Below are 21,511 nucleotides of genomic sequence, written 5' to 3'. Positions count from 1 at the left end.
TGGCGTGGATTGTCTGCAAATCGACGCCTTTTGATCGTATTTGACACACAAGCAACAGAGCGCTATAATGAATCGAGATTGTGCTTAAGTGAACATATGAATTATCCGTCGACCGATCTGCTGGACCGCGTTCTGATTAGCCGGGACCGGGGCATGCCGCTGCACATGCAGGTGCGCGGAACGCTGCGGGAGATTATTGAGAACCATTGCGAAGATGGTCAAGCGTTCTGGACCGAAGCGCTGCTGATGGAGAAGCTGGACGTGTCGCGCGCCACTGTGCGCAAGGCGCTGGCGGAGCTCACCCGCGAAGGATTGCTGGTGCGGCGCGCGGCGCTTGGGACATCGGTCACCAAAAAGATGGCCGCGACTACGCTGGGGGTGTTCGTTCACCAGTACAATTCCGATTTCCAAAGTGAGTTATTGCAAGCCTGCGCCGCCGAGGCGTCGAAGCGAGGCTTGCAGATTCAGCCGTATTACACGCACAACGGGGAGCAGATCTCCCAGGCGTTCGAGCGGGTCCAGCTGCCGCCGCACCTGCAGAGGATCATCATTCTGGGGGAGACCGAGGGGTTTACGGGGCAGCTTTACCGCGCTCTTCACGACCGCGGCTACCATACCGTCATTGTCGATGCGATTCAGCCGGGCTTTCGCGGCTCGTATGTCGGAACGGACAACACGCTGGCGATCGAGTTGGGCGTGAGCCATCTGACGGAGCTTGGGCATCGACGGATCGTTCTTCTCGTCAATGAGCCGGCCGAAGTAGAATCCGTTCAAATCAAGATTGAAACGTTTGAACGGCTCATTCGAGCGCGTGGGCTGTCGGAGTCTCGGGTGGCGCTGTGCGGAACGAAGCTGGGAGACAGCTCCTTCGACGCCGCGACCGCCGTGATGGATGATGTCTGGTCCGGCGCTCCAAAGCCGACCGCCATCTTTACAGTCTCCGACCCTGGCGCGTGGGCCGTACTCAAGTGGTGCGCGGAGCGCCGGATAGAAATCCCCAAGGATCTGTCGGTGCTCGGGTTTGAGGGCGTGCGCCCCAGTCGGTTTACGCATCCTACGCTGACCAGCGTTGCGCATCCCATCACGGACCTTGCGCGCCGCGCCATTGAATTGCTGTGGGAGAAAGAAGAGCGGCAGGAACTGCTCGCGCCCTCTCTGCTCGTGGGTGAGAGCACGGGCCCGGTCTAGGCCGCCCGGCTGCGTTCACATTCCGCGGCGAACGATTGCAGGAAGACACGGACGCAGCTCGGGTCCCACTGCGAGCCGGCGCCGTTTTCCAGGATCGAGAGCGCCTTGGCGGGCGGCATCCCCAGACGATAGGGGCGGTCGGTGGTCATAGCGCTGAAGGCGTCGGCCACGGCCATCATACGGGCGATGAGAGGGATGTCCGTTCCGCTCAGGCCGCTGGGGTAGCCGTCGCCGTCCCAGCGCTCGTGATGGTGCCGCACGGCGTCCAGCGCCGCTTCCAGGCCCGCGACCGTGGAGACGATGGCGGCGCCCATCTGCGGATGATGCTGGATAGCTTCGTATTCAAAATCCGTCAGCCGGCCGGGCTTGCGCAGCACGGCGTCCGGCACGCCGATCTTGCCGACATCGTGCAGCAACGCTGCGACCCCAATCGTTGTCTGCTCTTCCTCCGACATCCCCATCGCGCGCGCGATCGTGAGGCAGTAAGCCATCACGTCCTCGGAGTGCCGCCGCGTGTAACGGTCCTTGTTATCCACCGCCGTCACCAGGGCGTCGAGCATGGAAAAACCTTCCAGAGTTGTGGTCATCGTCGCCCGGACCTGGTCCGCTTCTGTTTCCACTTCCGCCCCTGTCTTGGCGCGCCGCAGGCGTTCGTCCGCCAGACGAATGACTTCGTGGCGGTCCGAGCTCTCGCGCGCAAAGGTGGAGACGCCGATGGTGGCGCTGATGGGGACTGAGATCTCCGAACCGGCCGGCGTGTAGGCAAGGCCGCGAAGGCCGTCCTGAAGCCGCCGCTCGATTTCGATGCGCGATGTGGTCTCGGCAGCGGGAAGAATCAGGACGAACTCGTCGCCGCCGAAGCGTGCGATGGTGTCGTATGGGCGGCACATCGATTGCAGTCGAGCCCCAACCGCGCGCAGAACGTCATCGCCGATCACGTGCCCGTATGCGTCGTTGAAGAACTGGAAGTTGTCGACGTCGATCATCGCCACTGTCAGTGCGCCGCCGTCGCGCTCGCTGCGCGCGGCTTCTTCCTCCAGCCGCTTGTGGAACGCGCGGTGGTTCCAGAGGCCGGTCAGCGGATCGCGGTCCGCGCGCTCTTCCGCCTCGCGCAGCGCCTGCTCGCGCTGGGCTTCCGCCCATTTCCGATCGGTGATATCGTGCATGACGCCGCTGACGCCGACCGGCTGCCCGTCGTCGCCGAAGATGGCGCTTCCGCGGGCGCTGAGCCAGTGGATGCTTCCGTCCGGCCAAACCACCCGAAACTCCGCCTCTGTATAACGCGCCGCCTCCAGAGTCGCCTGCATCGATTCCTGCACGTAGGCGCGGTCGTCGGGATGGACAGCTCCAAGATAATCGGCTCTTGTGAATGCCGCGTCTGGAGACAGGCCAAACAGCGCCTTCGCCGGAGCGTTCGCGCCGATGAACTCATTCGAAGCAAGATCGAGTCGCCAGGCGCTGAAGCGTCCTTTTTCCAGGACCATGCTCAGACGGTTTTCGCTTTCACGCAGGGCATCGTCCGCCATGCGTCGTTCGTGGATATTCATCAGCGTACCGACCAGCCGATGCACGGACCCATCAGCGCCGCGTACGGCGCGGCCCATGGAGTGCATCCATCGCAAAGAACCATCACGCCTCATCACACGGATATCGAACTCAAACGGCTCTCCGGTCTCGATGGATCGACCCGCGATCTCCGCCTGCATGACGGCGTCGTCGGGATGATAAAATGTTCGCAGCCTCTCTATCGACGGCTCCCCGTCCGAGGGGGCCAGCTCCAGAAGATGGAATAGCTCGTCCGACCAGGAAATACGGCGAGTGGCGATTTCGAACTCCCAGCTTCCCATCTGCGCGAGGCTTTGCGCTTCCTTCAAACGCTCTTCGCTTTGCTTGAGAGAGGCTTGCGCGCTGGAGCTTTCGTCAATCAACTGCTGCTGCACGATCAGCTGGCGCTGAAGCTCGATGCGCGATGCGACTTGCCGCGCGAGCATGCGAAGAATAACCTGCTGCTCCGCCGTCAAGCTGCGTGGTTTTAGGTCGAGGATACAGAGGGAGCCCAGGGCGTAGCCTTCGGAGGTGATTAGGGGAGCGCCGGCGTAGAAACGTACGCTGGGGGCGCCGATGACAAACGGATTTTGTGCGAACCGTTCGTCGTGGCGCGCATCGGGAACGATCAATATGTCCGACTGGAGAATGGTGTGGGCGCAGAAAGCGGCGTCGCGGGGCGTTTCCCGCACATCGTATCCGACGATCGACTTGAACCACTGCCGCTCGGCGTCGATCAAAATGATGGCGGCGACAGGGGCGCCGCAAAGGTCGGCGGCCATACACGTCACTTCATCGAAGAGATCTTCAGGAGGCGTGTCGAGAATGCGGCTTTCGTGCAGCCACTTCAATCGCTCCGTTTCGTTCTCGGGCATCGGCAGTGTCATCATGTCGTTCTTACATTTCTAACGCAGTCGCTTTCAATATTGTCGGCTTTGACTGCGGATATCTTGATAGCCTCTCTGGTTACCTCTGGAGCCATTATACAGTAAAATTGTTCAAAGTGGTGTTACAATTGGATTACAATATTCTGCTCCAGGCGCGCGATAGAGCGCTTCAGATTGGCGTGCGCCGGCGCTTCCAACGCTTCCTGCCCATAGGAATGGGGATAGATCGGTTCGCGCCGTTCAAACGCCTGCGCCCATGCGAGCCGGCCTTCGCGGTAAGCCTCAAGCGAGATGCTGGGATTGGTCAAAAACTCACTGGCGACCTGCCGCTCGTACTGGTCGAAACGCTCTTCAGAGGCGCCTAAGATTGCGAGATCCAGCGTGACGAGGAGTCGGTCGTCTTCGCTCGATGCAGCGTGTGTCTTGGTCGCCATAATCCCATCAAACACATCCGCGCCGAAGGTTTCACCTAATCCCGCTTCCCGCGCCAGCCGCCGGGCGATTTCGGCGCTTTGACGTTCATTGTCCGGCGCGCCGGGAATATAGATCAGATCGTGAAACCAGATCTTCCACTGGAACGCCGCCGGATCGCGCACCAGAGGCAGTACGTTCTGATAGTCGAGCAGCAGCGCCTGCACGTGCGCCAGATTATGGTAGAATCGATGCGCTTCGCTCATATGCGTGGCGATGATCGTATAGTACTCATCTTCAAGGCGCCGATCCAGCCCCAGCGTCGCCCAGAATGTGGCCCATTCATTTTGCAAGTTGATTGACATCGTGGATACTCCCGCTGGTAAGAATACCCCTTGAGGACCAACATGGACAGATCCGTACCAACGAATAGTTTGCTGACTCACCTGGAATGCAGCCGGACCGGCGAATCTTATGACGCCGATATCCCACAAAACTTAAGCCGGTCCGGGGCGCCTTTGCTGGCGCGATACGACCTCGCGAAGGCATCGCTGACTCCGGCGGGCCTCGCCGCTGGTCCCGCGAATCTGTGGCGCTACGCACAGGTTCTGCCGGTGCGCGACCCGGCGCTCGTCGTCACGCTCGGCGAAGGATGGACGCCTCTTTTGCCTGTGGAGCGCCTGCGCGCAAAGCTGCGTTTCCCGCATCTGACGCTGAAGAATGAGGCCGCCAATCCGACAGGGTCATTCAAGGATCGGGGAATGGCCGTCGCCGTGGCGCGCGCCTATGAGCTAGGATCGCGAGAGCTGGCGGTGGGAACCGCCGGCAACGCAGGAAGCTCTCTGGCGGCTTATGCGTCGGCGTATGGCCTGCCCGCGCATGTCGCCATGCCCGACGATACTCCGCGGGCCTTTGTCGCGGAGTGCCGGGCGTTCGGCGCGGATCTTGCGCTCGTTCCGGGGCTGATCACCGACGCCAACGCGCACGTGCAGCAGGGCATTCGCAATCATGGGTGGTTCGACATGGCGACGCTTCGAGAGCCATATCGAATCGAGGGAAAGAAAACGCTGGGATATGAGCTATTCGAACAGTTCGGAGGCGTGCTGCCCGATGTGATTGTCTACCCGACGGGTGGGGGAACGGGCTTAATCGGCATGTGGAAAGCGTTCGACGAGATGGAGCAGCTCGCCTGGATCGATAGCCGCCGACCCCGCATGATCTCCGTGCAATCGGCGGGCTGCGCTCCGATCGTCCGCGCGTTTGAGAACGGGGAAGACCATGCGGACATGTGGCAAGACGCTGCGACGATGGCCAGCGGCCTCCGTGTCCCGCGCGCCATTGGCGACTTCCTGATCCTGGACGCCGTCCGCAAATCCGGCGGAACCGCCATCGCCGTGACGGAACAAGCCATCCGCGCCGCCTGGACCGAACTCGCCTCCCAAACTGGAATCTTTGCCGCGCCCGAAGGCGCCGCAACCCTCGCCGCGCTGCATGAACTGGTCGCCTCGGGCCGCGTGGACCGCGATGAGCGCATCGTCCTCTTCAACACGGGAACGGGATTAAAGTATCTGGAAGCGTGGTTCGGCGATGAGATAGAATAATCACCCCCCAATCCTACGCCGCCGTATTCGCAAGCATTTCGAGGTGATACATTTCCGTCGCGTCATCTAACGGGAAGATGCTGTCGATGCGCAGTTCCTGGGCGGCGATGGTCTGTGGGATGCCGACGGTAGTGACCATGGAGAAATAGTTCAGCACCTGGCCGTCTTTGACAAAACTGAGTGGCGTCACAGGGATCGTGCTGAGGATCGCGGGGACTTTCCACTCGGTTTTTACGTCGGGGTATTCGAGCAGGGCGGCGAGCAGCTCTTTTGTTTTTTCGTCGATCACACGGCCAACGGACTCGCGGTAGACGCGTTCGAAGAGGCCCTTCGCCACGTCCTCCCAATTGGCGATAAACGGCCTCATGCCTTCGGGATCGAAGAGCAGATGGAGCATGTTGCGTGGTGTTTTGCGCGCGGACATGTCGATAAAGCAGTTGAAGAATCGTGGCGCGGCTTCGTTGGTCAGCAGCACGTTCCAGTGGCGGTCGAGCACGACGGCGGGAAACGGTTCGTGCTGGCGCAGTATCCGTTCTAAAGCCTTAGTGATGCTGTGCATTTCCAGCGCGTTCCAGGCGCCCTCGGGATAGAGGGGCGCGTAGCCAGCCGCCAGTAAAAGCGTATTGCGGTCGCGCAGAGGGATGTCCATGGCCTGCGCGATATCCATCAATGTTTGACGGCTGGGAATGCTGCGGCCGCTTTCGATAAAGCTGATGTGCCGCTGCGACACGTCCGTATCGAGGGAGAGATCGAACTGGCTTTTGCCGCGCATATCGCGCCAGTGCCGCATGAGAACGCCCAGTTCATTGGCGCCCGGTTTGGTATTTTGAGCTGCAGTAATCATCGGTCTCTCCCTCGATCGTTTTTACAGGGTGATTGTGTCATGCACCTGTAATACCCGAAGCTTGGCTTTGACGCCTTCTCTCTTGAGCGCCGCTCGGAATGCGTTTGGTGTTCCCGTCAGAAGCGGGAACGTGCCGTAGTGCATAGGGATCACGACTGCGGGATGGATGATCTTGACCGCCTCTGCGGCCGCATCCGGCCCCATGGTGAAGTGGTCGCCGATACAGCAAAGCATCAGGTCGATCTTGTGGCGCTTGGCGATCAGCGCCATGTCGGAAAAGAGATCGGTGTCTCCGGTGTGGTAGAGTGTCGGGCCATTCTGTACGGCGACCACGAATCCGCCCGGGCTGCCGGCGGCAAAGAGAGTCTCCTTCCCGTCGTCTCCCAGCCCCGTGACGGACGAGCCATGGACGGCGGGGGTAAATGTCACTGTCACCTCGCCCTCCAGCAGCGTGATTGAGCCTCCGCTGCCGCCGCGCGTCTCCAGCCCCGCTTGATCTTTCGGATATCCGTCGGCGACCATCGCGCCTCCCAGATCCGAATTGGCGACCAGATGCGCGCCGGTCTTCTTCGCAATCGCGACGGCGTCGCCCACATGATCGAAGTGGCCGTGTGAGATCAGAATATAGTCTACGTGGGTGAGGCTATTTAAGTCCTCGGCGGCCGACTTGTTGACCGGGTTATTGATCCAGGGATCGATCAGCAGCACATGGCCCTTCGGAGTGACGATCTTGTACGCCGACTGCCCGTACCAGGTGAGTTGCGTCGCGGCCTTCGCGGAAACGGCGGCGCAAGCCGGCGTCAGCGCCAGGCAAAGGATCAGCGCCGAGACGATATGTGAATTTTGTAAAAGTTTGAACATCATGTTTTCTCAATCGTTAAAATTCGATGGGGCCAACCGATCCCACCCAGCGGCTCACCTTGGAAGGATCGGATTCGTCCATGTAAAAGAAATGCGTCATCGTGGGTTTCACGATCGCTTTGCTGGGATCATCGAACGTCATAGTCACGACGCCATGGAAGATCTTGAGCGATCCGCCGTCCCAATACTCAGCAACATCGTGATGCGCGGTGAATCCTCGATCGATAAACGCGCGCAGGTTCTCGCGGATCGTCTCGCGCCCATGCCAGTCCGCGACGCCGAGGTTACAGATCGCATTCTCGGCGAAGCAGTCGAACCCTGCGCCAAAGGTCTTGTCGTCGATCTCTTTCCACATCGCCAGCAGCCATTCCGGCGGCGCGGTTTTCGTGAACGTTCGTGTGGCAGTCATATTCTTAACTCCTGAGTTTCGTTGATTGACGCCGGCGGCGTCGCGTTGAGTTGTCATCATACGCGAGCGGGCGTCGGCGTTTCAATTACGTCTCAGGTAATCATAGATGGGATTGGGCGGCAAAATAAATCTTTGGGAGGGTAGGGCGGGCGGCAAAAAGGGGATCGCTTGCGCGATCCCCTGATGATTTGGAAATGTGACCGAAAAGAAAACTAGACGCTGCGGGCGGCGTGGAAGCTGCACTCGCCGGTTTTGAAGTCGGCGGCGCGGGGGCACTGCTTGAGCGAGCCGTCCTTGTTCTTGGTGACCAGCGTGCGCGGGCAGGGTCGGATGACCTTGACCTCAAAACTCCAGTTCTTGAGGTTGGCGTCGATGGGGCGGAAGCCGCACTTGATCATCGCGCCCTTGAAGGCGCCGTTGTTGATATAGAAGCCCTTCTCGGCGGCGGTTGCGCCCTCTTCGAAGTAGTTCTTCAGTACGAAGCTGTTGTGCTTGTACTCCGTTTTCGACGCCTCGAACCAGGATTTGATCCAATCCATAAGGATGGTCTTTTCCTCGGGAGAAAGCAGCGCGAACTGCGCCGGATCGTCGGCTTCATTAAGCTTAGCCATATCTAGTCCATATCTTTCTCGAACGCTGCGTCGCGACCGGAGGAGCCACAAGAAAAAAATCCGTGCTGGGCGGGAAGCTCCTGCTCCTCATCCTGCACGGATCCTTTAAGCAAACAAAATGGGGCCGATGGAGGGACTCGAACCCCCGACCCGCTCTTTACGAAAGAGCTGCTCTACCACTGAGCCACATCGGCAAATTACATCAATCACGAGACGGATTTAACCTCGCAACACTTCATTTATACCCTGTTTTGGGAAGCTTTGTCAACGGGAGCACGCCTGATTTTTTGACGGATCGGATTTTTATGATTCTGAACATCTGCTTCGTAATGATTGACACGAATATGGATGCATGATAGAATAGCCCGCGAATGCTCCATTTGACCTCCAAATTGCTCAACGCGAAATGGCGGAGCGTTTTCAAAATTTCACAAATCGCTTGCGTCATTACCTAACCGGTTAGGTAATGACGCAAGCACGAAATCTTCGCATTCTTCCCGACAAGAGAGGTTAATCCGTTGCATATCCACACACTGGACTTTTATGAAGGCCAGTCACTCCTTCGCCCGATGAGCACCGCGAGGCGATGGACGAAGTCTACTTTGAAATCATCCGCGACAAACATGGCTCTGGCTGCCGCCATACTGGCGTCCTTGACCTCCGGCACGCCCGTCCTGGCTCAGTCCGCGCCGTCCGTGGAAGCGCCTCTCTCGTGGGATGCGCCCGCAGCGGTCAAAGCAATCGCCACTCAGCCCAACGTTTTTACAACAAGGCGTTACGCCCCCAAAGCGCTGCCGACATTCGACGAGAGCCGGAACAGTCTGCCCCAGCCCGTGATCGCTGACCATCCAGAGTGGACCGCGCTCTACTGGAAGTCATGGGACCTGGCCTTCCAGCACCTCAAGCAGCCTGAGCCAAACAGTGGGTTTGTCAGCAACTTCATCGATCCGGCTTTCAACGGCAACACCTTCCAGTGGGATACCTGTTTCATGGTGCTGTTCGCCCACTACGCGGATCCGCAGTTCCATGCGATCGGCTCGCTGGACAATTTCTATGCGAAGGAACATCCCGATGGTTTTATCTGCCGGGAGATCAGCCGCGCTACTGGAGAGGACTACTACTTCGGAGGCATTGTCAACTCAGTCAACCCGCCGCTGCTTTCCTGGGTGGAGTGGCAGAACTATCTGCTGACAGGAGATCGGGGCCGTTTCCGGGATGTGCTGACGCCCTTGGTTCGAAACTATCTGTGGCTCGCCGCGAACCGCCGCCGCGATGACGGCTTGTATTGGAACACGGGTCTGGGCGCGGGCGAAGACGATCTGATTCGAAACGCGACTGCTTATTCCTGGGTGGATATGACAGCCCAGCAGGCGCAGAACGCTTATTACATCGCACGCATCGCGCAGGAAGCGGGCAATAAAGATGTGTCGCGCTACTTCGATGGCGAGAACCGCAAGCTCGCGCATCTTGTCTCTGAGCGAATGTGGGACCCGAAGTCCGGTTTTTTCTACGACCTCAAGACGGATGGATCTTCCACCGGGATCAAGACCGTGCTCGGGTTCTGGCCGCTCCTCGCCCACATCGCCTCGCCCGCGCAGGCCAAGTCACTTGTTGCCCACCTTCAGAATCCGAACGAGTTTCGGCGTGCGAATATGATTCCCGCCCTGGCCGCCGATGAGCCCGGCTATAGGGCGGATGGCCAGTATTGGAATGGCGCCGTCTGGGCGCCCACGAACTACATGGTAATCAAGGGGCTAGAGGACTATGGCTACGAAGATCTGGCGGCGCAGGTGACGGCCACCTATCTGGCGAATATGTCGACTGTCCTGGACAAGACAGGGACGATTTGGGAAAATTATGCGCCCGATTTGCCTGAGGGACATGGCGTTAAGGACATGGTCGGCTGGAGCGGGGATGGTCCCGTCTCTTTGCTGATCGAGAACGTCCTTGGCGTCCGAGCGCAGGCGGCGACCCGCCGCGTTTCCTGGCGGCCGCGTCTCTCCGGGGAGAACGGGCTGCGGAACCTGACGGTGGGAGCGACCCACCTTAGCCTGGTCGCCTCCGCCGTCAAAGACGGGCAGCGCACGCTGACCATGACGACGGACGGGCCGCTGACAGTCACGGTAGACACCGGGGCAGGCAAACCGAGTGTCTTCCGGCTGAAATCAGGCGAGACGGTGAAGACCGTGCGCGCGAGCGTACTCGACTTCCACCTCCCCGCACTGCCCGATGCGCCGACCCTGGGTGGTCAATAAGCCAATCTCTTAAGAAATCCTCACCATCACATATGGTGGGGATTTCGTGTTTTTGAGGTTTGTACGCTAAAATCTCTCATGGATTATACTTTTACCCCCGAGACCGCCCCATGAGACTGCTTTTTCCCGCGCATCCGCTGGACCCACGCAGTCCTGACCCTTCCTATGCGGACGAAGCGGCGGCAGGCGAGGAGCTTGGCTTGAGTCGCTCGCTGATTAACTTCGAAGCGCTCGTCTATGAAGACGATCCGGCGCGCGCTGTGGCGCGTGTCGCGCCTAGCGAGGGGGAAGAGATCGCTGTCTATCGCGGCTGGATGATGACGCCTTCTCAGTACGCGTCTCTGTCTGACGCGCTCGCGGACCGTGGCGTACGGCTTGTCAACTCGCCGGCGGAATACCGGCATTGCCACTACCTGCCGGAATCTTATGAGGCGATTGAGGGACAGACGCCCGCGACGGTCTGGCTGCGCTGGAATGGCACGGCTTCCATGGACACCGTCATGGAGCTTCTGCGTCCGTTTGGGGCGCGCCCCATCATCGTGAAGGACTATGTCAAGTCGCGCAAACACGAGTGGGATGAGGCGTGTTTTATTCCCGACGCATCCGACCGAACGGGTGCTGCGCGGGTTGTAGAACGGTTCCTGGAGCTGCAAGGCTCTGATCTCAACGAAGGGTTGGTCTTTCGTGAATTCGTCGAATTCGAACCGCTGACAACGCATTCACAAAGCGGCATGCCGCTCACGCAAGAGTTCCGTCTTTTCTTTTTGGACGGGGCGCCGATCGTCGTCAGTCAGTACTGGAATGAAGGCGATTATGGGGCGCTCCGGCCGCCCATCGAGCACTTCACGAACATTGCGTTGCGTGTGCAAAGCCGCTTTTTCACAATGGACGTGGCGAAGCGGCGTGGCGGCGAGTGGATGGTGATGGAGCTAGGAGACGCCCAGGTCTCGCAGCTGCCCGAGGGTGCGTCGACGATGGAATTTATAGCGGCGCTGGGGCAATTGACATAGGTCAACCGCCGAACGCACGTGTTCTATTGATTTCGTTACAGTTTAGAGTGTCGCCCGTTCTTATTCATAGCCTTACTGTGTTTCACGCGTGAAAGCAGGTGGGTAATCACGAGACGTAACGCTGCAAAAACGAACGGGGCCGCTACGATCTGGAACGAAAGATACGCCCCGTCGGCGAAGCTTATCGAAAACTGATGCATGACTGGCGCGACATCCTCCCCACCGACAGCCTCGGCATCGTGATAAGGATCAATGGAAAAGTTCTGGGATTTCTTCCATCCATGTCGTTTGCGCCCCCAATGACCGCCATTAGGAGGCGCCATGTTTCAGTCGGTTTCTCTCCCGTTCTTGATTTTGATCTTCGGCTTCGCCGCCGCCATTGTGTGGAAGGCGGGCGTGATTGTCTCCGACACTGTCGACGATCTTTCGAAACGCCTGCACCTTGGGGAAGCGCTCGGTGGCTTGATCGTGCTGGCGATTGTGACGAATCTTCCTGAGATCGCCATTACCGCCACCGCCGCCCTGCATCACGACATCGGGATCGCGGTCGGCAACATCCTCGGAGGCATCGCCATTCAAACCGTCGTGCTCGTCCTGCTCGACGCGCGCATTCGAGACCCGAGGCCATTGACCTCACAGATCGCCTCGATCATGCCGGCGCTGGAGGGAATCCTGGTGGTGACGGTGCTGATTGCCGCAATCATGGGCGCGCAGATGCCGTCGTCGGTGGTCCTGTTCCGTTTGACCCCGGAAGACATTCTCATAACGGTGTTCTGGGTCGTGGGAGTGGTGATCATCGCCAAAGCGCGCAAGCATCTTCCCTGGCGGCTCAAAGAGAATGAAGGGGCGCCAAGAAAGCCGGCCGCGCCGCAGGGTAAAGAACGCACACTCGCCAAAGCATCCCTGCTCTTCGCCGCGGGCGCGGCCGCGACCCTGATCGCCGGTCTTGTGCTGGAGCAAAGCGGGGAGGTTATCGCCCATCACATCCATCTCAGCGGGCTCCTCTTCGGCGCCACGGCGCTCGCGGCCGCCACGGCGTTGCCGGAAATCTCCACCGGCCTCGAAGCCGTCAAGCTCGGTGACTACGAGCTGGCTGTCGGCGACATTTTCGGCGGCAACGCCTTTCTTCCTGTCCTCTTCCTCCTCGCAACCCTCCTGTCTGGGCGCCCCGCCCTGCCGCAGGCTCAGAAATCCGATCTCTATCTTGCCGCTCTGGGCATTCTGCTGACTGCCGTCTATATCGCCGGACTCCTTTTGCGCCGTCCCAAACGCATCCTGGGCATCGGCGTCGATTCCCTCATCGTCCTCGTGCTTTATATCCTGGGCATCATCGGCCTCGTCGCCATTGCGCACGCCAAATAAATCACCGTTGACATACATCAGAATCTGATGTACAATGAACTCTGAAGGCATGTTTCAAGGAGCCGCGATGAAAGACCAGCACGAACTCAAAAAAGGCAGCACGCAGACGCTGATTCTCGCCGTGCTCGGCGACGCCCCCTCGCACGGCTACGCCATCGCCCGCGAGATCGAACGCCGCAGCGCCTCCGCCCTTAAGATGGGCGAAGGCGCCCTCTACCCCGCCCTGCGCGCCCTGGAAAACGACGGCTTCATCTCCAGCGCCTGGGAACTCCAACTCAGCGGCCCCGCGCGCAAAGTCTACACGCTGACCGAAAAAGGGCAGGGAGAGCTGGCGCGTCAAAAGAGCGCCTGGCAGAAGTTCTCCGAAGCCGTCAACAGCGTCATTGGGGGAGCGCCGCGTGGACAGACGACCTGACAAAGAGATAATCGACGATCAGATCAAACACTATTTGACGCGTGTAGCCGGCCATTTGTACGGCGCGAATCCTCAGGCTGTCGAAGGCACGCTCGAAGAGATCCGCCAGCATCTCTACACGAGCAGCGAGGAGCTTGTTCACAACGGCATTTGCGCCGATCAGGCGGTGCAGCGCGCTATCCAGCGCTTTGGCTCTTCGAATAAGATTGGCGCAAGCCTCGCTCGGCAACTGCCGCTTTATGGCTTTCCGATCGGCGTGTATCGAGCGTTGTGGGCTTGCCACTGCGCGATGTATGCAGGATATGTTCTCGGCGTGCTGCAAATGATTGGCTGGAACGTCTGTGCTGCGGTTATTATCGTCATAAGTATGTGTATTGCCGCTGTGATTGTGCGGGCGCCTCAGCGATTTAAGGCTCAGTCGAAATCCAGCGCCAGCCTCTCCGGCCGCATCGCGAGAATCGTACGAGAGTTGCAGAGAGAGCATATTGAGACAACCGTGAACCTCTCTGGTACTCGGCGTCGCCTTTATCTCTTCAATTTGACGGCGATGAGCATTGTCTCTATTCATGAACATGCCTACGGCTTCCTGGGAGTTAGCACAGCGGTAATCGTTGCGTTTGTTCTCATTCGAAGAACTGCATCACGGCTTGGCGCGAACGTCTCGGCTTAGCTCGTTGTCCATCAGTGTGAATAAAATGATCCTTCAGCCTGCGAATACTAAGAAAATTGAAACCTACCTGAACGACGTCTCCCTCAGTCTGCGCTGTATGCCCGCCGAGGAAGCGGCTGAGACTCGCGATGAACTACGTCTGCATCTTGACGCTCTTGTGTCCGAACTGCGCAAAGATGGAATGTCTGAGGAGGACGCGGTCACGAGGGCTTTGAAGAAATTTGGGTCGCCGCATCGGGTGGGACATGAGCTTGGGAAAACGTCTATCAAGGAGTTTCTTCGCGGTTTGGATCAAGCGGTTCCCATTTCTGCACGATGTCTGCGCAGTGCGGTCAAAGTGGGGCGGGGGATATCTTATTTTCCCATTGTGATCATTATCACCGACCCAGGCGCCGTATGGCCATATTACGTCGTGTTGGGCGCCGGTTTCGTTGTCGGCGTTCTTGAGAGTTTTGATTCGCCAAGCCCGCCCGATAAAATCCGCGCCAGGATGATTGATGAGGTGGCAGAGAAGCTCGCGGCCCGAGCGAACCCAGGGGAGACGCTTTGGGCGTCGCTCAAGCATTTGATGGCAACGCAGGCGCTCAAGTCGATGCGGCGTCAAACAGCGATTGCGCCCCTGGGGAGCCTTCCCAATCCTCTAAAAGAACTGGATTGGAGGTTCTTTTACTCCTTAATATTTTGGAGCGGAGCGGCGCTGTTGTCCCCGAATCTGCGCGGCTTTAGTAAAGTTCTTTTTCTCTCTCAGATTTTCTGGTATGCTGCGCGATTTATTTCCGGAACGGCCGCCTGGGGCGCACGCAAAATATTCACTCTAGGCGTACGATAGGCTGGCGTTATCACTCCGATGATTTGCGCAGCTCCTCCGGCTTGTGCGCGGCCTCCGCGCCGGTCTTGTCGCTTTTGACTAAGTATTCGGGATTGTCCGGCGACGCCGCGACTTTGTGGCTCTTGATCTTCGTCGGCGAGATCAGCTTCTTTCCAAATTCCCCAAGCACCGCGCCCTGCGAGGAATCCCAAATGCCCCACTGCCTTCTACCCGCGCCGGGGGATGGAAGAAACCGGCGAAATGCTGTATGATGAAGCATCGAAGCGTGTGAGAAGATGAGGACATCCATGATACCGCTGAACCAAATCGAAATTGCGAAGCCGTGCCGCGCCTCCTGGGCGGATATGGCCGGCGATGAGACCGTCCGCTTTTGCACCGAATGCAGCCGCAATGTCTATAACCTGTCGGCGATGACAGCCGATCGGGCGCAGGCGCTTGTGAATGAGAAGGAAGGGAAAGTCTGCGTTCGCTTCTATCGGCGCAAAGACGGGACAATGATGACCAGCGACTGTCCCCTGGGCGTGCGCATTGCGCGGCGGCGGTTTGTCACAGCCCGGTCATGGGCAGTCACTTTGTTTATCGCATCCGTGACGGGAACGGCCCTGCTAGCCGCCTCACATCCAACAGCAACGATGGGCGCCCCAATGGCCCTGCCAGTGTCTGAACATAAACCCGCAGCTTCGACGGAACACACAAAGGCAGTGAAGAAGAACTTGCACGGCGCTCCGAAATCGAAATCCATGGTCAAGCTTAGGGCAGTGAAAAAGCCGCATGCGCCGACAATGGGGCAGCCCATCACGCCTCCGCGAACGCCAAAGTTGTCCAGCAATTATCTGATGGGAACGCCCCCGCCGCTTCCACCAGTGAAAAAATAATTCTTGGAAGATGATTGCTTGCTAAACTTTCCGCCGATGCTTTCGTCTGTATGAGAAGTGTCAAGTTTTGTAAAGAACTCCATAGACAAAACTTTGCGTATCGGGAGACTTTCCCACGCGTTTCGAGAGTATAGTAATCGTACCGAGACAGCGGGGATGAGAGATTGATATGTACTGTGATTGGTCGATGAAGAGAGTGAAAGCGCTTTTATTGCTCGGCGCTTTCATGTTGGTTGGGGGAGCGACCATGGCGGTCGGCGCGCCGAAGGCAGCGGCTCCCATCGATTTTGCCGGCAAAGCATGTCCTATTCCTAGCGCTACGGCGAAGGCGACGGCTCTGTTTTTTGTGGCGCATGATTGCCCGATCGCCAACTCTTATGCTCCTGAGATCAACCGGATCGTCACGGCGTATACGCCGAAGCAAGTGGCGTTTCGTGTGGTTTACATAGAGACAGATGCTGGCGACGCGGCGCTGAAGCGGCACGCTAAGGATTATGGCTATCGGTGCCCCGCCATTCACGACAGCGCACATACGTGGGTGAAGCAGACGGGAGCGACGGCGACTCCGGAGGTGGTGCTGCTGTCGAGTTCCGGGAAGATGCTTTATCGTGGGCGAATCGACGATCAGTACGCCGGATTCGGCGTTCGTCGAACGGCGCCGCGCCATCGGGATTTGCGGGCCGCGCTGGATTCGGTCGTGCACGGACGTCCCATCGCTGCGGCGCGCACGCCGGTGCTCGGGTGCGCCATTCCGCCATTGCCCTGATATTTTCTGCAAGTTTTTATAGACCGATATTCGGAAAGAGTGAGCGACTGATGAAACCCAACAAGACATTCGCCCTGATCGGCACGGTCGCCCTGACGGCGGCGCTCGCGACAGTTTTGCGCACGGCGCCGCCCGTGGCGCGCGCGGAGGAGCCGAAGGCCACCGATAAAACGACCGTGACGTACGCCAAGGATGTCGCGCCGATCCTGTACGCCCAGTGCGCCAGCTGCCACCATCCGGGCGAAGTCGCGCCATTCTCGCTGCTCAGCTATCAGGACGCCAAAAAGCGTGCGTCGCAGCTCACAGCGGTGACCCAGAGCCGGTTTATGCCGCCCTGGAAAGCAGACTCACATGGCGAGTTCCAGGACGAGCGGCGGCTGACGGACGTACAGATCGCGACCCTGAAGCAGTGGGCGGCCGCCGGCGCTCCCGAAGGAAATCCGGCCGACTTGCCCGCAGCGCCGACCTTCACCGCCGGATGGCGTCTGGGGACGCCCGACGCCGTGTACCAGCAGCCGGTTTACTCCGTGCCCGCCGAAGGCGCGGACGTCTACCAGTGCTTCGTCATCCCGACGGATTACAAGGAAGACCGTTATGTCTCGGCGATCGAAGTGCGGCCCGGGGAGCGGGCGGTGGTCCATCACGTGATCGCATATCTCGACACCACGGGCGAAGCGCGCAAGCTGGACGCCGCCGATCCCGCGCCGGGTTATACGTCTTACGGCGGCATCGGCGTCACCCCCTCGGGCGGCCTCGGCGGCTGGGCGCCGGGCAACGATGCGCGGCGGCTGGACGACGGCGTGGGCATCCTCCTGCCGAAGGGCGCGGACATCGTGCTCCAGGTCCACTACCATCCGGTCGGCAAGGCGGAAAAAGATCAGACCAAGCTGGGCGTCTACTTCGCCAAGGGGCCGGTAGACAAGCGCGTGCGCATCCAGGCCGTCATCGCCCCGGCGCTGCGCGTTCCGGCTGGCGACGCCCATTACGAAACCGGCGGCTCGCAAGCCGTGCCCGCGAACGTGACCGTGCTCGGCGTCATGCCGCACATGCACCTGCTGGGGCACGATATGACGGTCGCCGCCCGGAAGCCCGACGGAACGCAGCAGCCATTGGTCTCCGTGCCGGACTGGGATTTCAACTGGCAGTCGACGTACATGTACAAAAAGCCGATTGAACTGCCCCAAGGCACGCGCATCCATCTGACGGCGCACTACGACAATTCTGTCGACAATGCGCGCAACCCAAGCGATCCGCCGAAGCTGGTCACCTGGGGCGAGAAAACCACGGACGAGATGTGTATCGCGTTCGTCTTCTATACCGTCGATTCCGAGCATCTGACCAAGGGCATCGCCGCCACCGACGTTCCCGATATCGGCGTTGGCGGCAAAGGCTCCAAGATGGAGAAGATGATGATGCTGTTCGACAAGAACGGTGACGGCAAGCTCGACGACGCCGAGCGCACCGGCATGGTGCAGTTCTTACAGGATATGATGGCGAAGAGGGCGGGTAAGTAGAGCGCTTTCGTCCTCGCCACGGCATCTCGATTACTGTCGGCGGGATGTCGTGGCGCCAAGGACGAGCGAGCCCGGCGCCATGATATGGCGCTGTGAGATTGACGGCGCTTCAATCAGCGCGATCAGCCCTTCTACTGCTAGTTCGCCCATACGTCGGTATGGCTGGCGAATGGTGGTCAACCCTCCGGCGATCGAACGTGCGACCGGGCTATCATCGAACCCGCATACGGAGATATCTTCCGGAACTCGCCGGCCGAGTCGCCGCACGGCCGAGATCACTCCGGCGGCCAATGTGAAATCCGCAGCAAAGACTGCCGTGGGCGGGTCTGGATGCTTCGACCATCGCTCCAGCGTCGGCAAGTAGATAAGTTCCAGCGCCGGCAAGCTCACGCGTTCCTCCCAGCTTGGTTCGGCATGGACAAACTCCAATTCCGGATCCCATGCCAAGCCATGTGCGGCCAGCGCCTCTCGATAACCGTCCCGCCGATCCAGGTAATTCGAGGCGTGCACGGGACCGGCGTAGGCGATGCGCCGATGCCCGAGCTCCACGAGGTGTCGGACCAGTTCCCGCATTGCGCCGAAGTTGTCCAGGTTGACGCAGCCGACAGGGTCCGGCACATGTCGTGAAAGCAAGGAGATGACGGGAAGCCCCGCGCTGGCTATCCGTTCTAACACGGGTTCGCTCATGCTCGGCGCCACCCAGATCAGCCCATCCGCGCTGCCGTTGAGAAAATCCAGTCCGGAAGATCGCTTTGGTCGCTGGGGCCATCCCGTATACAGAAGGATATCATATTCCGCGCGGTCGGCGGCGATGTGCATACCCGCCAGCAGGCCCGGCGTGATCGACTCCCCCATGTTCTCTGCCAGATTGTTAACGCCGAACAGCAGAACCCCAATAATGCGCGTCCGCCGTTTCCGGATCGCACGGATGAGAGCGTTTGGCGAGAAGTGCAGCCGCTCAATCGCCGCTTCGACTTGCCGCCTTGTATCTTCCCGCATATGCCCCCTGCCGTTGAGATGATTGGAGATCGTGGTCACCGAAACATTCGCTAGGCGCGCCACATCGCTGATCGTCACGCGCTCCCTGCCGGCGAATGCGTCTTTGGCGATAGGATCCGGCGGCGCGCTAGACGGTGGCGGCAGTGCTGCTTTCCAGGATCGCACCCAGTGTGCGACCGTCGGCGCCGTGACCTCAAGCTGGCGCGCGATTTGGCGGTCCTTTAACCCCAGCAGATGCAGATGGATCGCCTGCTCACGTCGTTCGCGCGGGTACCCGCGCTCCTTCTTGTCTCGAATATAACGCCGCTGACAGTGCATGCATTTGTATCTCTGCACCCCCTGACTGATCCCTGCTTTGACTTGCCCGATCTCACTCTCGCAGTACGGGCAAACATCCGATTGCGTCTGTGTTTTTATCGTATCCATGCCTGATTCCCCCACTCTCCGCAGTCGCAATGATATCCAAATGGCTTAATATTTTATCATGATTTCTGATGGTTGTAAAGCAATTGGATATAATGTGGTGCTTTTGATTTCTAAATACTTCTTGACACAAAAATGGTCTCGTGGTATATTTTAGTAAACCAGGTTCACCAGATTCGCCGTCTTTTATATGGTGATAAAAACGATCGTCTCGATCGATTTCAATGTTTTAAGGGAGTTTTATGGGCATTCGTAAAATCGTATTTTTGGCTCTACTAGGAGTGATGGGGATCGGGAACGTAAAGGCGCAAACGATCGATATCGATTTGAGCCAGAAGACAGTGAAGCGCAGTCAGACGCCGCGCTTTAGCGTCGGCTCCGACCGAGCGATGATCTTTCTGAGGGATGAGCACCAGCGCGATCTGAAGACTTTGCAGGCGGCCGCCAAGTTTCGTTACGTGCGCTGCCACGGCATTTTCAATGAAGAGATGCACATCGTGACGCGCGACGCCGACGGTTCGCTCCGCTTCGATTGGACGAACGTGGACCGGTTCATCGACCAGCTCAAAGCGGTGAAGCTGCGGCCGTTTGTTGAGTGTGGCTTTATGCCAGAACCTTTGGCAAGTGGAGCGAATACCATTTTCTGGTGGAAAGGCAACGTGACTCCGCCGAAGAGCCAGGACGAGTGGGCGCAGTTCATTCAGGCGTTCGCCAAACATGAGATCGCCCTGCGCGGCTTAGGCGAAGTGCGTCAGTGGTATTTTGAGGTCTGGAACGAGCCGAATCTCGACGGCTTTTGGACTGGGGGGAAGGACGGTTATTTTCAGCTCTACGCTACCACGGCGAGGGCGCTCAAAAGGGCGGACGCCAAGCTTCGTGTCGGCGGGCCCGCCACCGCCGGTATGGGATGGATTCCTGAGTTTCTCGCCTATTGCAAGGACAATAAAGCGCCCATCGACTTCGTGTCGTCCCACAGCTATGCCGCGACGGAGGGCTTCCTGGACGAGAGTGGTAAGGGAGGGACGACCCTGGTGACTACGCCGGAAACTCTGGTCGCGGAATTCACGAGAGCGCGCCGCGACATTCAGAATAGCGCCTTTCCAAAGCTATCGCTGTTTATCACGGAGTGGGGGCCGAGCTATTCACCGCGTGATCCCATCCACGATAGCTATGTCTGCGCTCCGTTCATTCTGGAGAAGCTGAGACAGAACGAAAACGTCGTCAATGGGATGTCGTACTGGGCGTTTTCGGATCAGTTCGAGGAGGGCGGACCGCCCAATGAGCCGTTCCATGGTGGCTTTGGACTGATGAACCTGGACGGCTTGCGCAAGCCGGCGTTCTTCGCCTATCAGTTCCTGGGACAGCTCTACGACGCCGAAGTTCCGGTAGACGCGTCGCGCGTTATCGCGACAAAAAAGGGCTCACGTGTCCGAGTGCTGCTCTGGGATTACTCTCCTCCCAAAGCCGATTCGCCCAATAACCCGTTCTACACGCGTGATCTCCCTGCGAGCGCAAAACCTGACGCCGTGTTATCCTTCACTGGGTTGACCCCGGGAGCCTACAAGGTCTCGCGAGTGGGAACCGGCTGGCGACGCAACGATGTTTACGACGCATACCTTGCGCTCGGTAAACCGTCGGGCGCGGCAGGCCTTCTTCCCGCGGACGTGCTGGCCAAATTAGGGGCGGCTTCCTCGGGCGCCGCCGAGTCGCTCCCAGATATCGTCGTGGACCACACAGGGAAGGCTGACATTGCGCTGCCGATGCGTACGAATGATGTGTGGCTGCTGAACTTGGAAAGAAAGTAGGAGCCGCTTCCGCGACGATCATCGACGACAAAAAAGGCGCGGACCGCATGGTCCGCGCCTTTTTTCGTTTCGATTAATCGCGTCGCTCTCGAACGCGTACGCGCTCCGGCTGTACGCCCGCGCGGGTGCGGTGCTCATCGAGCACATCCGGCGGCACGGCGCCGAAGAAGAAGTTGATCGCCGCGAGGACGATTCCTAAATCATCGAGCATACCAACGACCGGCACCCAGT

At 59.1% G+C, this 21,511-nt stretch carries 20 protein-coding genes and 1 tRNA gene; 12 read left to right on the top strand and 9 right to left on the bottom strand.

Annotated elements, in window-relative coordinates; genetic code table 11:
- Positions 1–96 precede the first annotated feature (96 nt).
- Positions 97–1,188 (top strand): substrate-binding domain-containing protein, encoded by a 1,092-nt coding sequence (locus tag ABIZ35_RS07400; RefSeq protein WP_348219240.1) that lies wholly within the window; start codon positions 97–99, stop codon positions 1,186–1,188.
- Here ABIZ35_RS07400 and ABIZ35_RS07395 read toward each other — a convergent pair.
- Both ABIZ35_RS07395 and ABIZ35_RS07390 read right to left on the bottom strand, forming a co-directional pair.
- Positions 1,185–3,623 carry a diguanylate cyclase gene (locus tag ABIZ35_RS07395; RefSeq protein ID WP_348219239.1) on the bottom strand — a complete coding sequence of 813 codons (2,439 nt, stop codon included), beginning with the start codon at positions 3,621–3,623 and terminating at the stop codon, positions 1,185–1,187. The two genes, ABIZ35_RS07400 and ABIZ35_RS07395, sit on opposite strands and share 4 nt — an antisense overlap.
- A 119-nt stretch (positions 3,624–3,742) precedes the next feature.
- On the bottom strand, positions 3,743–4,396 hold the full coding sequence (locus tag ABIZ35_RS07390; RefSeq protein ID WP_348219238.1) for a hypothetical protein: 654 nt from the start codon (positions 4,394–4,396) through the stop codon (positions 3,743–3,745).
- A 42-nt stretch (positions 4,397–4,438) separates the two neighbouring features.
- Here ABIZ35_RS07390 and ABIZ35_RS07385 point away from each other — a divergent pair, with 42 nt between their 5' ends.
- Positions 4,439–5,632 (top strand): threonine synthase, encoded by a 1,194-nt coding sequence (locus tag ABIZ35_RS07385; protein ID WP_348219237.1) that lies wholly within the window; start codon positions 4,439–4,441, stop codon positions 5,630–5,632.
- A gap of 13 nt (positions 5,633–5,645) precedes the next feature.
- On the opposite strand, the gene ABIZ35_RS07380 is transcribed toward ABIZ35_RS07385, so the two are convergent.
- The 5 genes from ABIZ35_RS07380 to ABIZ35_RS07360 form a co-directional block, all read right to left on the bottom strand.
- The gene (locus ABIZ35_RS07380) at positions 5,646–6,476 is read right to left on the bottom strand and encodes a helix-turn-helix transcriptional regulator (RefSeq protein ID WP_348219236.1); all 831 of its coding nucleotides are present in this window, start codon (positions 6,474–6,476) and stop codon (positions 5,646–5,648) included.
- A 21-nt stretch (positions 6,477–6,497) separates the two neighbouring features.
- On the bottom strand, positions 6,498–7,340 hold the full coding sequence (locus tag ABIZ35_RS07375) for a metal-dependent hydrolase (protein WP_348219235.1): 843 nt from the start codon (positions 7,338–7,340) through the stop codon (positions 6,498–6,500).
- A 13-nt stretch (positions 7,341–7,353) separates the two neighbouring features.
- Positions 7,354–7,746, bottom strand: a complete 393-nt coding sequence (locus ABIZ35_RS07370; RefSeq protein ID WP_348219234.1) for a nuclear transport factor 2 family protein — start codon at positions 7,744–7,746, stop codon at positions 7,354–7,356.
- A gap of 212 nt (positions 7,747–7,958) precedes the next feature.
- Entirely contained in the window at positions 7,959–8,357 is a 399-nt protein-coding gene (locus ABIZ35_RS07365) for a hypothetical protein (RefSeq protein WP_348219233.1), read from the bottom strand.
- Between the two features lie 119 nt (positions 8,358–8,476).
- A tRNA-Thr gene (locus ABIZ35_RS07360) sits at positions 8,477–8,551 on the bottom strand.
- A 324-nt stretch (positions 8,552–8,875) separates the two neighbouring features.
- Here ABIZ35_RS07360 and ABIZ35_RS07355 point away from each other — a divergent pair.
- From ABIZ35_RS07355 to ABIZ35_RS07330, 6 genes are all read left to right on the top strand, one after another.
- Positions 8,876–10,612, top strand: coding sequence for a trehalase family glycosidase (locus tag ABIZ35_RS07355; protein ID WP_348219232.1), 1,737 nt, complete (start codon positions 8,876–8,878; stop codon positions 10,610–10,612).
- 110 nt (positions 10,613–10,722) lie between these two features.
- A complete protein-coding gene (locus ABIZ35_RS07350; RefSeq protein WP_348219231.1) occupies positions 10,723–11,622 on the top strand; it encodes an ATP-grasp domain-containing protein in 900 nt (299 codons plus the stop codon).
- A 321-nt stretch (positions 11,623–11,943) separates the two neighbouring features.
- Complete coding sequence (locus tag ABIZ35_RS07345; RefSeq protein ID WP_348219230.1) at positions 11,944–12,984, top strand: sodium:calcium antiporter; 1,041 nt, start codon at positions 11,944–11,946, stop codon at positions 12,982–12,984.
- A gap of 67 nt (positions 12,985–13,051) precedes the next feature.
- Positions 13,052–13,399: a PadR family transcriptional regulator gene (locus tag ABIZ35_RS07340; protein ID WP_348219229.1), complete on the top strand. Its 348-nt coding sequence runs from the start codon at positions 13,052–13,054 to the stop codon at positions 13,397–13,399.
- Positions 13,383–14,069: a hypothetical protein gene (locus tag ABIZ35_RS07335; RefSeq protein WP_348219228.1), complete on the top strand. Its 687-nt coding sequence runs from the start codon at positions 13,383–13,385 to the stop codon at positions 14,067–14,069. Before ABIZ35_RS07340 ends, ABIZ35_RS07335 begins: the two co-directional genes overlap by 17 nt.
- Before the next feature lie 4 nt (positions 14,070–14,073).
- The gene (locus tag ABIZ35_RS07330; RefSeq protein WP_348219227.1) at positions 14,074–14,898 is read left to right on the top strand and encodes a permease prefix domain 1-containing protein; all 825 of its coding nucleotides are present in this window, start codon (positions 14,074–14,076) and stop codon (positions 14,896–14,898) included.
- Between the two features lie 10 nt (positions 14,899–14,908).
- Here ABIZ35_RS07330 and ABIZ35_RS07325 read toward each other — a convergent pair whose 3' ends face one another.
- Positions 14,909–15,091, bottom strand: coding sequence for a DUF2945 domain-containing protein (locus tag ABIZ35_RS07325; RefSeq protein ID WP_348219251.1), 183 nt, complete (start codon positions 15,089–15,091; stop codon positions 14,909–14,911).
- Positions 15,092–15,185: 94 nt separating this feature from the next.
- Here ABIZ35_RS07325 and ABIZ35_RS07320 point away from each other — a divergent pair, with 94 nt between their 5' ends.
- The 3 genes from ABIZ35_RS07320 to ABIZ35_RS07310 all read left to right on the top strand — a co-directional run bounded on the left by ABIZ35_RS07320 (position 15,186) and on the right by ABIZ35_RS07310 (position 18,053).
- The gene (locus tag ABIZ35_RS07320; protein WP_348219226.1) at positions 15,186–15,773 is read left to right on the top strand and encodes a hypothetical protein; all 588 of its coding nucleotides are present in this window, start codon (positions 15,186–15,188) and stop codon (positions 15,771–15,773) included.
- Between the two features lie 187 nt (positions 15,774–15,960).
- Entirely contained in the window at positions 15,961–16,539 is a 579-nt protein-coding gene (locus ABIZ35_RS07315) for a thioredoxin-like domain-containing protein (RefSeq protein WP_348219225.1), read from the top strand.
- A 50-nt stretch (positions 16,540–16,589) separates the two neighbouring features.
- The gene (locus tag ABIZ35_RS07310) at positions 16,590–18,053 is read left to right on the top strand and encodes an ascorbate-dependent monooxygenase (protein ID WP_348219224.1); all 1,464 of its coding nucleotides are present in this window, start codon (positions 16,590–16,592) and stop codon (positions 18,051–18,053) included.
- A gap of 30 nt (positions 18,054–18,083) precedes the next feature.
- Here ABIZ35_RS07310 and ABIZ35_RS07305 read toward each other — a convergent pair whose 3' ends face one another.
- The gene (locus ABIZ35_RS07305; RefSeq protein ID WP_348219223.1) at positions 18,084–19,478 is read right to left on the bottom strand and encodes a substrate-binding domain-containing protein; all 1,395 of its coding nucleotides are present in this window, start codon (positions 19,476–19,478) and stop codon (positions 18,084–18,086) included.
- Positions 19,479–19,717: 239 nt separating this feature from the next.
- On the opposite strand from ABIZ35_RS07305, the gene ABIZ35_RS07300 reads away from it, so the two are divergent.
- Positions 19,718–21,280, top strand: a complete 1,563-nt coding sequence (locus ABIZ35_RS07300) for a glycosyl hydrolase (RefSeq protein ID WP_348219222.1) — start codon at positions 19,718–19,720, stop codon at positions 21,278–21,280.
- The last annotated feature ends 231 nt before the right edge of the window (positions 21,281–21,511 follow it).

It is taken from the genome of Capsulimonas sp., assembly GCF_039929585.1.
Classification (GTDB): Bacteria; Armatimonadota; Armatimonadia; order Armatimonadales; family Capsulimonadaceae; genus Capsulimonas.
Note: the sequence above shows the minus strand (reverse complement) of the source record. Positions and strands in the feature narration are given on the sequence as shown.

Bases quoted from the DNA above. Each gene is read 5' to 3' on its own strand.
- ABIZ35_RS07400 (WP_348219240.1), top strand. From the start codon at position 97: ATGAATTATCCGTCGACCGATCTGCTGGACCGCGTTCTGATTAGCCGG.
- ABIZ35_RS07395 (WP_348219239.1), bottom strand. From the start codon at position 3,623: ATGATGACACTGCCGATGCCCGAGAACGAAACGGAGCGATTGAAGTGG.
- ABIZ35_RS07390 (WP_348219238.1), bottom strand. From the start codon at position 4,396: ATGTCAATCAACTTGCAAAATGAATGGGCCACATTCTGGGCGACGCTG.
- ABIZ35_RS07385 (WP_348219237.1), top strand. From the start codon at position 4,439: ATGGACAGATCCGTACCAACGAATAGTTTGCTGACTCACCTGGAATGC.
- ABIZ35_RS07380 (WP_348219236.1), bottom strand. From the start codon at position 6,476: ATGATTACTGCAGCTCAAAATACCAAACCGGGCGCCAATGAACTGGGC.
- ABIZ35_RS07375 (WP_348219235.1), bottom strand. From the start codon at position 7,340: ATGATGTTCAAACTTTTACAAAATTCACATATCGTCTCGGCGCTGATC.
- ABIZ35_RS07370 (WP_348219234.1), bottom strand. From the start codon at position 7,746: ATGACTGCCACACGAACGTTCACGAAAACCGCGCCGCCGGAATGGCTG.
- ABIZ35_RS07365 (WP_348219233.1), bottom strand. From the start codon at position 8,357: ATGGCTAAGCTTAATGAAGCCGACGATCCGGCGCAGTTCGCGCTGCTT.
- ABIZ35_RS07350 (WP_348219231.1), top strand. From the start codon at position 10,723: ATGAGACTGCTTTTTCCCGCGCATCCGCTGGACCCACGCAGTCCTGAC.
- ABIZ35_RS07345 (WP_348219230.1), top strand. From the start codon at position 11,944: ATGTTTCAGTCGGTTTCTCTCCCGTTCTTGATTTTGATCTTCGGCTTC.
- ABIZ35_RS07340 (WP_348219229.1), top strand. From the start codon at position 13,052: ATGAAAGACCAGCACGAACTCAAAAAAGGCAGCACGCAGACGCTGATT.
- ABIZ35_RS07320 (WP_348219226.1), top strand. From the start codon at position 15,186: ATGATACCGCTGAACCAAATCGAAATTGCGAAGCCGTGCCGCGCCTCC.
- ABIZ35_RS07315 (WP_348219225.1), top strand. From the start codon at position 15,961: ATGAAGAGAGTGAAAGCGCTTTTATTGCTCGGCGCTTTCATGTTGGTT.
- ABIZ35_RS07310 (WP_348219224.1), top strand. From the start codon at position 16,590: ATGAAACCCAACAAGACATTCGCCCTGATCGGCACGGTCGCCCTGACG.
- ABIZ35_RS07305 (WP_348219223.1), bottom strand. From the start codon at position 19,478: ATGGATACGATAAAAACACAGACGCAATCGGATGTTTGCCCGTACTGC.
- ABIZ35_RS07300 (WP_348219222.1), top strand. From the start codon at position 19,718: ATGGGCATTCGTAAAATCGTATTTTTGGCTCTACTAGGAGTGATGGGG.